General features: G+C 65.7%; 11 protein-coding genes and 1 pseudogene. 2 read left to right on the forward strand and 10 right to left on the reverse strand.

The window, feature by feature from the left end:
* Positions 1-151, forward strand: a pseudogene (locus SMD10_RS24075) (IS630 family transposase); the annotation flags it as partial.
* Here the strand turns inward: SMD10_RS24075 and SMD10_RS24080 are convergent.
* The 7 genes from SMD10_RS24080 to SMD10_RS24110 all read right to left on the reverse strand — a co-directional run bounded on the left by SMD10_RS24080 (position 126) and on the right by SMD10_RS24110 (position 6,481).
* A complete protein-coding gene (locus SMD10_RS24080; RefSeq protein ID WP_331688279.1) occupies positions 126-626 on the reverse strand; it encodes an amidohydrolase family protein in 501 nt (166 codons plus the stop codon). The pseudogene SMD10_RS24075 and the gene SMD10_RS24080 sit on opposite strands and share 26 nt — an antisense overlap.
* Positions 627-664: 38 nt before the next feature.
* A complete protein-coding gene (locus SMD10_RS24085) occupies positions 665-1,519 on the reverse strand; it encodes a GNAT family N-acetyltransferase (protein WP_331688280.1) in 855 nt (284 codons plus the stop codon).
* Positions 1,516-2,253 carry an aspartate/glutamate racemase family protein gene (locus tag SMD10_RS24090; RefSeq protein ID WP_331688281.1) on the reverse strand — a complete coding sequence of 246 codons (738 nt, stop codon included), beginning with the start codon at positions 2,251-2,253 and terminating at the stop codon, positions 1,516-1,518. The genes SMD10_RS24085 and SMD10_RS24090 overlap by 4 nt, the downstream gene beginning before the upstream one ends.
* A 5-nt stretch (positions 2,254-2,258) precedes the next feature.
* Positions 2,259-3,158 (reverse strand): ABC transporter permease, encoded by a 900-nt coding sequence (locus SMD10_RS24095; RefSeq protein WP_331688282.1) that lies wholly within the window; start codon positions 3,156-3,158, stop codon positions 2,259-2,261.
* 1 nt (position 3,159) lies between these two features.
* On the reverse strand, positions 3,160-3,993 hold the full coding sequence (locus SMD10_RS24100) for an ABC transporter permease (protein ID WP_331688289.1): 834 nt from the start codon (positions 3,991-3,993) through the stop codon (positions 3,160-3,162).
* 127 nt (positions 3,994-4,120) lie between these two features.
* Positions 4,121-5,413: an ABC transporter substrate-binding protein gene (locus SMD10_RS24105; RefSeq protein WP_331688283.1), complete on the reverse strand. Its 1,293-nt coding sequence runs from the start codon at positions 5,411-5,413 to the stop codon at positions 4,121-4,123.
* Between the two features lie 72 nt (positions 5,414-5,485).
* Positions 5,486-6,481, reverse strand: coding sequence for an ABC transporter ATP-binding protein (locus SMD10_RS24110; protein ID WP_331688284.1), 996 nt, complete (start codon positions 6,479-6,481; stop codon positions 5,486-5,488).
* A 254-nt stretch (positions 6,482-6,735) separates the two neighbouring features.
* Here SMD10_RS24110 and SMD10_RS24115 point away from each other — a divergent pair, with 254 nt between their 5' ends.
* Positions 6,736-7,155, forward strand: a complete 420-nt coding sequence (locus SMD10_RS24115) for a nuclear transport factor 2 family protein (protein ID WP_331688285.1) — start codon at positions 6,736-6,738, stop codon at positions 7,153-7,155.
* 105 nt (positions 7,156-7,260) lie between these two features.
* Here the strand turns inward: SMD10_RS24115 and torA are convergent, their stop codons facing one another.
* The 3 genes from torA to SMD10_RS24130 all read right to left on the reverse strand — a co-directional run.
* Entirely contained in the window at positions 7,261-9,735 is a 2,475-nt protein-coding gene (gene torA / locus SMD10_RS24120) for a trimethylamine-N-oxide reductase TorA (protein ID WP_331688286.1), read from the reverse strand.
* Positions 9,736-9,754: 19 nt separating this feature from the next.
* The gene (locus SMD10_RS24125; protein ID WP_331688287.1) at positions 9,755-10,417 is read right to left on the reverse strand and encodes a TorD/DmsD family molecular chaperone; all 663 of its coding nucleotides are present in this window, start codon (positions 10,415-10,417) and stop codon (positions 9,755-9,757) included.
* The coding region (locus SMD10_RS24130; RefSeq protein WP_331688288.1) for a NapC/NirT family cytochrome c at positions 10,410-11,140 on the reverse strand (731 nt) is incomplete at its 5' end. The genes SMD10_RS24130 and SMD10_RS24125, both read right to left, overlap by 8 nt.

The raw sequence follows: 11,140 nt of genomic DNA on the forward strand, positions 1-11,140 counted from the left end.
GCAGCTCTTTGCCAAACTCAAGCATCTGCTGCGCAAGGCTGGAGAACGGACCTACCAAGCCGTCTCCGACGCCATCGCGCAGATTCTCGCTTCGATCTCGTCAGACGAATGCGCCAACTACCTCGTCAACTCAGGATATGGTCCAACCTAATCCCATCCCGCTCTAGTCCCTCCTGGGCGAAGGCACAGAGATCGAGGTCGATGGCCTCCGCGAAATCGCGCTTGAGGGCGATCAGCGCCTCGAAGCTTCGCAGGCCGGCGCGTGGATCGGTCTCCACGAAGCTGCGCATGCGCATGGTCCCGTACGGGATGGCCTTTTCGAGCACCCGCCGCGCGCGCCGGTAGACGTCCTCCGCCGTGAAGGTCGTCTTCGCCGCAGCCGTCAGCGTCACGGCCTCCTTCAGCGTGCCCTGGCAGATCGGACAGCGATCCAGGATCAGCGCCTTGTCGAGGTGGATATGCGCCTCGCTGAAGCCCGAGCAGACGAAGCGCCCCTCCGCACTCCACTTCAGGCCTCCGGCCGGAAGCGACGGAGCGATGGCGGAGATCACTCCGCCCGTCACCCCGATATCGACGGGACCCGGGTGCCCGACGATCCGGGCCTGGCGCAAGACGAGATCGAACATCAGGGCCTCCGTCGGCCAGCCGCCCAAGCGTCCGCCCCCTAGCCGAGTTCGAAGCTGGTGAGACCGAAAATCTCGTCGAGCGGCAGATCGGGCGGGTGGCCCCGGTACATGCGGGCGGTCTCGAATACCGGTTCGAGCGAATGCTCGCGCGCCAGGGCGACGGCCGCCGGATTGGGCTCCGGCACGTCGAGGATCACCGTGACACCCTCGGGAATGCAGGCCGTCAGGTCGCCGAAGAGGACCGCGGCGACCTCCGGCGTTCGGGCGAACAGCGGCGCGATCTTGTAGCCTTCGCGGCACGGCCGCGAAACGCCGTAGCCGGCGATCGCCCCCGTCTCGTCGCGGGCGAGAACGGCCCGATGTTCCGGTGCGAAAAGCCAGGCCTTCAGGAAGGCCGGTCGGCCGAAACCGAAATGCCGTTGATCAAAGACGGCCAAATCGTCGAAATCCGCCCGTGTGATCGGCGCCGAGCCGGAACTCACGTCCTTCGGCGTCCGTCTGGCAGGGCCGGCATAGCGCACGTTGCGGTGTGCCAGAACGAAGCCGGACTTGCGGTAGTTGTTCTGCTGGTCGACCACCCCGTCGAGCCCGACGGTGCGGCCGTCCAGCCGCGCCATCCCGGCCTGCCATAAGGCCCAGCCGATGCCCTGCCCGCGCTTGTCGGGCCGCACGATATAGAAGCCGAGGAAACCGAAGCTCTCGCCATAGGCCACGACGGAGATCGAGGCGACCGGCTCGTCGCCTTCCGTCGCCATCAGGAAACCGTCGGAGTCGGCGGCGCGAAAGCAGGCGACATCTTCGAGGCCTGGGTTCCAGCCTTCGGTGGCGGCCCAGTCGACCGCCAGCGCGAGATCGGCCTCGCTCATGGTCCGGATGGTGATCCCGTTGGTCATGGCTCCGACGGCGGCATATTCGTCAGCCCGAAGGGGCGCGCCTTCGGACGGGGCGCAGCATAGCCGCCCCGCCTGGAGCTGGTAAGCCCCATGGCGACCAGACCCTCGGCCAGCTTGACGGCGGCGGCGACGCCGTCGATCACCGGCAGGCCGTGGCGCTGCGACAGCCGGGCGGCGAACTCGGCCATGCCGGCGCAGCCCAGCACGATCGCCTCGGCGCGATCGTCGCGAATGGCGCGCTCGATCTCCTCGGAAATCTTGGCTGCTGCCTCCGGGTCGCTTTCCAGGTCCAGAACCGGCACCTCGCAGGAGCGCACCCCACAGCAGGCGCCGGACAGGCCGCTCTTGGCGAGGTTTTCCTCCTGAAGGGTCACCGCGCAATCGAGCGTCGTCACCACCGCGAAGCGCCGCGCCACGAGGCTTGCCATATGAGCGCCGGCCTCGCCGATCCCGACCACCGGTTTGCGCGCCAGCGAGCGGGCGGCATCGAGCCCGGTGTCGTCGAAGCAGGCGATGATATGGGCATTGGCGCCTTCGGCTTCGGCGCGAACGATCCGGTTGAGAAGCCCCGGAACGGCAAGCGCCCCGTCCACGTGGCCCTCGATCGAGGCCGGCCCGTCCTCATTGGTGATGGCGACGATCTCCGTGCCCGCGGCGGCGACGCGCCGGGCGGCCGCCGCGATGGTCTCGGTCATCGACGACGTGGCGTTGGGATTGACGATGGCGATCCGCATGGGTCTCAGGATTCCGATGGACCGCCGAGCGCGCGCCGGTTGCGGTGGCGCTGCACCAGGAAGAACAGGCCGAGCGTCACGGCGATGACGGTGAACGACACCGCCGTCACCGTGGTGCCGAGCGCATAGATCTCCGGCGTCGTCACCGTGGTCGTCAGCGCCGCCAGTTCCAGCGGCAGCGTGTTGGTCGCGCCCATGGTCTGGCTGGACCGCGCGATCTCGTCCCACGACAGGGTGAAGCCGAACAGCGCAATGCCGATCAGGAAAGGCGCGATGATCGGCAGGACGACATAGCGGAAGCTCTGCCAGGGCGTCGCGCCGAGATCGCGGGCCGCCTCCTCGTAGCTCGGATCGAGCCGGTTGAAGACCGCGAACATGATCAGGAGGCCGAAGGGCAGCGTCCACGACAGATGCGCGCCGAGGCCGGAGGTGAACAGGCCCAGCGAGTTGCGAACCGTGAGACCCGGCAGTCCGACGGCCTTCATGCCTGCGTTCCAGAGGTCGTCGAAGATGCGGAACTCCAGCGCGATGCCGAGCGACACGACGATCGACGGCACGATCAGGCTGGCGATCGCCACATAGAACAAGGCTGTCGAGCCGCGGAAGCGCTTGCGGAAGGCGAGCCCGGCCGCCACCGAGATGACGACGGTCAGCACCATCACCGTCAGCCCCAGCCCCAGCGAGCGGCGGAAGGCGCTGCCGATGTCGACCACCCCCTGCCCGCCCCACAGCCGCTCGAACCAGTGGAACGAGAAGCCGTTCATCGGAAAGGTCAGGCCGCCGTAGGGTCCCTGAAACGACAGCGTCAGGATCGTCACCATCGGGCCGTAGAGGAACAGCACGAACAGCGCGAACACGACGGCCAGGACGTAGAAACTGCGCGGGCGGCGCTCCTCGCGGACCATGTCAGAGCTCCTTGCGGATATCGACGAGACGCAGCATGCCCCAGATCGTCAACAGCACCACCGCCAGAAGCACGATGGCGTTGGCGGCCGCGATCGGAAATTGCAGGAAGTTGATCTGCGTCTGGATGACCTTTCCGACCGAGGCGATCTGCTGGCCGCCCATGATGCCGATGGTCAGATAGTCGCCGGTGACGATGGTGACGACGAAGATCGAGCCGATCAGGATGCCGGGCTTCACCAGCGGGATGATCACGTTGGTGAGCGTCTGCCAGCCGCTGGCGCCGGCATCGTAGGCAGCCTCCACCAGGGAGCGGTCGACGCGCATCATCGAGTTGAAGATCGGCACCACCATGAACAGCGTGTAGAGGTGCACCAGGGCCAGCGCCACGGCGAAATCGGAATAGAGCAGCCATTCCTGCGGCTGGCTGGCGATGCCCGTCGCCAGCAGGATCTCGTTGACCAGCCCGTTGCGTCCGAGCAGCGGAATCCAGGAGATCATGCGGATGACGTTGGAGGTCCAGAACGGGATCGTGCAGATCATGAACAGCGTGATCTGCATCGGCAACGTGCGGACGTGGAAGGACAGGAAATAGGCGATGGTGAAGCCGAGGACGAGCGTCACCGCCCAGACGATGGCGACGAATTTCAGCGTCGACAGATAGGTGGCGAAGGTGGTGCAGAGCCCCGGCAGCTCGGCGTAGCAGCCGTAGAAGACGTCGGTATAGTTCTGCAGGACGAAGGCGGGTTCGATCGAATATTCGGTGTAGTTCCAGAAGCTGACGACCAGCGTCGTGGCCAGCGGCAGCACGAAGAACAGAAAGAAGACGAGCGCCATCGGCGCCGCCTGCAAATAGGCGGTCCAGGGTTTTGCGCCGATCACGCCCTTGTCGGCCGAGCGCTTGCGCCTGGTCCGGGTCGCCCCGGCCGAAGCCGGGGCATCGTCGAGAGCCTGGGTGCTCACGTCAGGCCGCAATGAACTCGTTCCACTTGCGGATCATGTAGATGTTCTCGTCCATGACCGCGTTCCAGCAGGCCACAGAGCCCATGCGCTCCTCGTAGGAGCCGCCGTCGCGGCTGGCGCCGGCCTTTTCCAGCAGCTTGCCGTCCGGCGCGTGGATGTCCTGCTCGGCCGGCTTGCCCTCGTACCAATAGGCCCACTCATAGGGCTCCAGCGCCTCCTTGGTGGTGCCCAGCACGGCCGGATAGTAGCCCTGGCGCGAGAGATAGGCGCCGGCCCAGCCCGACAGGAACCAGTTGGCGAACTCGTAGGCCGCGTCCTTCTTGCGGTCGTCGATGCCGACCGGCAGGCCGAAACCGGCGGCCCAGGCGCGATAGCCTTCCTTGAGCGGCTGGTATTTGCACTCGATGCCCTGCGTGCGCACGGCGGTGACGGCCGGCGACCACATCGACTGGATCACCACCTCGCCCGACGCCATCAGGTTCACCGACTCGTTGAAGTCGGTCCAGAAGGCGCGGAACTGTCCGGCGCGCTTGGCCTCGATCAGCGCGGCGATCGTCTTGTCGATCTCCTCGCGCGTCATGTTGCCCTTGTCGCCATAGGTCATGTCGCCGCGCGCCTCGAGCGCCATGGCGGCATCCATGATGCCGATCGACGGGATGTTGAGGATCGCCGCCTTGCCCTTGTACTTCGGGTCGAGCAACGCCGCCCAGCTCGATACCTCGCCGTCGATGAGGTCCGGACGGATGCCGAGCGTATCGGCGTTGTAGGTGGTCGGGATCAGCGTGAAGAAGTCGGTCGGCTCCGTGGCGAACTCGGTCGACTCCTCTTCAGGCAGGTAGAACACTTCGCAGGGCGCGGTGCCGTCGAGCCCGACCGTCTTGCCGTTGACCGTGCCCTCGCGGATGATGGACGCGATCTCGTCGGCCCGGTCGATGCGCTTGGCGTCGAAGCCCATGATGTTGCCCGAAGGCAGGAGCTTGGGCAGCGCGAAATATTCGCTGTCGACCAGATCGAAGGAGCCGGGCTGGGTGATGACGCGCTTGGCGACGTCGTCGGTCGTGACGGTGATATACTGGACGTCGATGCCCAGATCCTCGCTCGCCTTGGCGGCGATGTCCGGAGATTGGTTCACCGCCGTCGACAGATAGCGCAGCGTCACCTTCTCCTGGGCGATCGCCGGAAAGCCGGTGACCTTGGTCACCAATCCCGCGCCGGCAAGCGCAGCGGAGCCCTTCAGCATGCTGCGTCGATCGAATTTCAGTCGCGACAGGCCGGTTGCGGTCTCTTTCGTCATGTCACCATCCTTGTTGAGTGGGTTTGGCCTTGTTGAGTGGGTCCGGCTTCGTGTGGGTTTTGCAGCTGCGGCCTAGGCCAGCAGTTCGTGGCGGTCGGCCGGATTCCAGCCGACCAGCACCTCGTCGCCGTCGGAAAAGGGCTGACGGTCGAATTCGCGCTCGGGCAGCATCGCCGTCAGCTCGCTCTTGTCCGAACGGACCAGCGTCACATGCACCGTGGCGCCCTGGTATTCGACGTTGCGCACCCTGGCGCGCAGTCCACCCGCGCCCGCAGGATCGGCCGGGTCGAGCCGGATGTGGTCGGCGCGCACCGCGAATACCTGGTTGGCGTCCGTCAGCACGTTGTGGCCGCCCATGAAACGCGCCACGAACGCCGTCTTCGGCGCGTTGAAGATCTCGCGCGGGCTGCCGACCTGCTCGATTTGCCCGTCGTTCATCACGACGATCATGTCGGCGAGCGCCATCGCCTCCTCCTGGCTATGCGTGACATGCACGAAGGAGATGCCGAACTCGCGCTGATAGCGCTTCAGTTCGGCGCGCATGCGCACCCGCAGGAAGGGATCGAGCGCCGACAGCGGCTCGTCGAGAAGCAGAACCGAGGGGTTGTTGACCAGCGCGCGCGCCAGCGCCACGCGCTGCTGCTGCCCGCCGGACAGCTGGCTCGGCAGCCGCTCGGCATAGCGCTCCATGTGCACGAGTTCGAGCAGTTCGTCGGCCCGGCGCAGACGCTCCTCCTTCCCGACACCAGCGACCTTCAGCGAGAAGGCGACGTTGTTGCGGGCGTCCAGATGGGGAAACAGCGCATAATTCTGGAACATCATCGCCGTGCCGCGGCGCGCCGGCGGCAGGTCGTTGACCACCGTGCTGCCGATCAGAATGTCACCGTCGGAGATGAATTCGTGTCCGGCGATCATGCGCAGCGTGGAGGACTTTCCGCAGCCGGACGGGCCGAGGAGGCAGCAATAGGTGCCCGCCGGAATCTTCAGCGATATGCGATCGACGGCGACCGTCGTGCCATAGGCTTTGGTGACGGCGGCGAGTTCGAGGTCGGCGGCGTTCGTCGACAAGCGGGTCCCCCTCGTTTCCCATATGCGGTACGTAAGGCAAAGCATGTGCCAAGATGTGAAACCGCCCTTTCGGAAGCGACACAGACTTTCACGTTGAGGAAAACTGCCCTTCCGTTAGGCCGGTCGTGATCAAAGCTTATGCATTCCCGCCTGACCGCCCCTTCGAACCTTCGCTCGGCTTCCACGCCTTGACAAAAGACCAAGCCGGCGATCGTTCTTCCGGTGCGGAGCGAGCAACGAGCAGGAGAGCGGGTATGGCGATTGTCACAGGGGTCGACAGCGAGCGGGCCAGGCGCGATCTCGCGGCAGTGCAAGCCTATCTCGACGCCTCGATGGCGCCCGATCCGGTGCGCGCGGCGCGCTTTGTCGCGCCGGGCTTCGTCGTCCGCTTCACCGGCGGCCGAACATTTCATGCACCCGACGGCCCGACCGGCTTCAACGCCGCACGCTATCGCTGGGTGAAGAAGCGCATCGAACGCTACGACGTCGTCGCCGGCGCCGAGGACACCATCATCTACAGCCTCGGCTTTCTGTTCGGCGAATGGCCCGATGGCACGCCCTTCGACAACAACCGCTATGTCGACCGCTTCACCGTGCGCGACGGGCTGATTGTCGATACCGACGTCTGGAACGACAGCGCCGAATGGATCCTCGATCCCGCCTGCACCCGATAGGGATCGCTCGGCCGCGCCCCTCGCCCGCTCCTGCCATACGGCAATAAAAAGATCCGGCCACCGAGGCAGCCGGATCGCATCGTCACATAAAGAAGAAGAAGAAGACTACTCGGCGGCGGCCGGCGGCGCGAACACGGTGACTTCGGGCAGGTCGCCGGCATACTTCTCGATGTCGGCAACGCCGGTATGACCGCAATTGCCCTGTGCCAGCTTCGAGGTCCCGACGTCGATGGCCAGGCAGTTGGCATCGCCATAGGCGTCGAGGCTACCCACCTTGCCCGGCTCCACCGGGCTCAGCCAACCGCCCTCGTGGAGGACGATCACGCCCGGATGGACGTCGTCGGAGACGATCGCACCGGCCAGGACCTGGCCGCGATCGTTGAACACCCGCACCACGTCGCCGTCGGCAATGCCGCGGGACTCGGCGTCAGCGGAGTTGATGACGCACGGTTCGCGGCCGGCGACGGTGTAAGTTTCCCGCAGCTTGGTGCCGCAGAGCTGGGAATGCAGCCGCGACGGCGGATGCGCCGAGTCGACATGCAGCGGGAACTTGGCGTTCTGGGCGCCCGTCCATTCCACCGGTTCCATCCAGGTCGGGTGCGGCGGGCAATCGTCGTAGCCCATCTTCTCGATGTTGGTGGAGAAGATCTCGATGAGGCCCGAGGGCGTGCCCAGCGGGTTGAACAGCGGATCTTCGCGGAACGTGCCGTAGCGCACGAACTGCTTGGCCTCATCCGGAACCTCGAAGCCGACATAGCCCTCGTCCCAGAAGGCGTCGAAATCCGGCATCTCGATCTGCCGCTGCTGGGCCTGCTCGCGGGCCGCATCATAGAACGAGCGGATCCAGTCCATCTCCGAATGGCCTTCGGTGAACTCCTGGCGCTTGCCGGCACGGTCGGCGAGATCGGCGAAGATGTCGAAGTCCGAACGCGCCTCGAACACCGGCTCGACCGCCTTCTTCATCGCCAGGATGCCCTTCAGCGAATAGTCGCCGACCTGTTCGATGTCGTTGCGCTCGTAGGCGGACGTGGCCGGCAGGACGATGTCGGCCTGGCGGGCCGTCGGCGTCCACTGGAAGTCGTGCACGATGAAGGTGTCGAGCTTCTTGAAGGCCTCGATCATCCGGTTCTGATCCTGATGATGGGCGAACGGATCGCCGCCGACCCAGTAGACCAATTTTACCTCCGGATAGGTTGCCTTGGTGCCGTTGAAGTCGAACTCCTGGCCGGGGTTTTCCAGCATGTCGATCACGCGTGCGACGGGGATCGACTGGGCGCCGCTTTCGGTCAGCCAGGCCGCACCCTCGACGGCCGCGCCGCCATCAGTGATGCCGGACAGCACCGGGCTGTCGGCGCTGGGCGAACCGCCGTTGGCGTAGTGGTAGGACAGGCCGAAGCCGCCGCCCGGCGTGCCGATCTGCCCGAGCATCGAGGCCAGCGTCACCAGCATCCAGTGCGCCTGCTCGCCGTGGTGCATGCGCTGCATCGCCCAGCCGCCGGCGAGCATGGTGCGATTGCCGGCAAACAGGCGGGCCAGTTCCTTGATCTTGTCGGCCGGCACTTCGGTGATTCCGGCTGCCCATTCGGCGGTCTTCGGCGTGCCGTCGTCATCGCCGGTCAGATAGGGCAGGAACTTGTCGAAGCCGCTGGTGTAGTTGTCGAGGAAGTCTTGATCGTGCAGGCCTTCGGTGTAGAGCGTGTGGGCGATGCCGAGCATCAGGGCGACGTCGGTCTGCGGACGAACCGGAATCCATTCCGCGTTCATCGACTTCGCCGTCTCGGTGCGCAGCGGATCGATACAGATCACCTTCTTGCCGGTCTTGGCGAAGGCATCCAGCCCCTCATAGGCACCATGGTCCGGAACGACCCAGCCGATCTGGTTGGTCTTCATGGGATCGGCGCTCCAGAACACCAGGACGTCGCTGTTCTCGACCACCACCGGCCAGGCCGTCTGCTGCTCGTAGACCTCGAGCGTGCCGACCACATGCGGCATGATCACCTGGGCGGCGGCCGTCGAATAGTCGCCGGTGCCGTTGACGAAGCCGTGGCCGGTGACGTTCATCATCCGGCGCATCAGGCTCTGGCAGTTGTGCAGCTTGCCCGGGCTCTTCCAGCCGTAGGAACCGGCATAGGTCGCGCCGGCCCCGTGCTCGTCCATCACGCGCTTCAGTTCCTTGGAGACCAGATCGAGAGCGTCGTCCCAGGAGACGCGAACGAAATCGCCCTGGCCGCGGCTGTCGGGATCGGCGCCGGGGCCGTTTTCGAGATAGGCGCGGCGCACCATGGGATATTTGATCCGCGTCGGCGAATAGATCGAATCGACGACGCCCGGCAGCTGATGGCTCGGATGCGGATCTTCCTCCCAGGCAGTCGCAGCAACGGCGCGGCCGCCTTCGACCTTCGCCTTGAAGACGCCCCAGTGCGAACCGGTGAGAATCTCTCCATCGGCACCCTGGGCGCGTGCGCCCCAGGTGAGCAGCGTGGGACCCAGCAGTCCAGCCGCGCCGAGAGCGGCACTGGACTTCAGGAACGAACGGCGGGAAACGCCCGCGTTCCAACCCGACTTGAGCATCGATGACATGATGTGAACCTCCTCACATTCAACGGGAATTCATGGCGCCGAGGGCGAGACGCTCGCGCTCGACGAAGGCTTCCAGCGCGGAAGCCGCGGCTGCGTAAAAACCGAAGGGATCGCGGGCGAAGCAGGCGGCCGCAAAAGACGGCATCCAGCGCGCGAGCCGTTCCAGGAACGGGGCGGCCTCGGCGTCGTCTGTCGCGACGAGAAGCGCCATCACCTCGAGTTCGACCGAGATGTGATCGGCGGGCTCGTGCACGTCGGCCGCAAGGCCGATGTCGAGACGCCGCAAGAGCGCTTCCATGTCGGCCGTGGCCGTATCGAACATCCGGCCTTTTTCGCCGAGATGGCAGGATTCGTAGGGCGCCACCGTGCTTGGTCCGCCGACGCCGAGGAAGAGATGGCAGAAGGCAATGCCCATGCGCCGCGTCAATGCCCTTGCGTCGTCGTAGTCGTTCACTAGCCGCCGCATCTCGGCGAGATGCGGCGCGAGCGCCGGATCGACGGCCAGCCGATCGCGAAACGCCGCGCCTTCGCCGTCGCGAAGCGACATCGCGGTGGCCTCGTCCGGGGCGGCGCGAAACAGATGGGCGAACCAGCGCCAGGCCAGAAGGCGCTCGTCCCATGCGTCGGGTGACGAAGGCGGGATAGGTCCGGTCTCGCCGACCGTTTCCAAGGCGCTACTCATCTTCACCTCCCATGTCCTTGGCGTTCATCTGGACGTACTTCTGGAGGAAGCGGAACTGCTCCTCGTCGAGAGGCGCGAAGCGCTTCATCGCATTGAGCGTGCCGATCCATTGATTGGCGAGGTAGTGACCGGTGTGAGGCAGGCTGTGGCAGGTGCCGCAGGCGCCGCTGAACATCTCCGAGCCGTAGGTCCAGAGCTGGTCGTGGTCGGCGGTCAGCTTCTCGTTCCTGACCCAGCCCGTGATGGTGGCATCGGTCCAGTTCTGGCCGGTGTCCGCATCGGTCATGGTCTCGCCGGGCGTGGTCTTGCCGGCGGCACCCGGCGTCAGTGCTACGGCAAAGATGCGCTTGCCCTGGGCCGCGTACATCATGCGCTCGGCACCCTGTTGCTGCCAGCCTTCGACCTCGACCTCGAGCCAGTCGCCGTCGGTCTCGATCACCTTCAGCGGGGTGGCCGCGACGATCCGGCCGGCCGGGCTGCCTGCGCCGCCATCGGGCTTGTCGAGATAGAGGGCGGTGGTCTCGATCGGATAGACGACGTCGCCGGTGCCGGGCGACAGGTCCTGCGACTGAGCGACGAGGTCGCGGTAAACGGTCTTATAGCCGGCGGACATGTCGGGCATCTTGTGGGCGATGCCCTTGTGGCAGGAGATGCAGGTGTCGCCGTTCTGCATGGCCGTCTGCATCTGCTTGGCGGCTTCCGGCTTCTGCTTGTCGAAGTCCA

This window comes from Consotaella aegiceratis (assembly GCF_036541425.1).
In the GTDB taxonomy this organism is placed as follows: Bacteria; Pseudomonadota; Alphaproteobacteria; order Rhizobiales; family Rhizobiaceae; genus Consotaella; species Consotaella aegiceratis.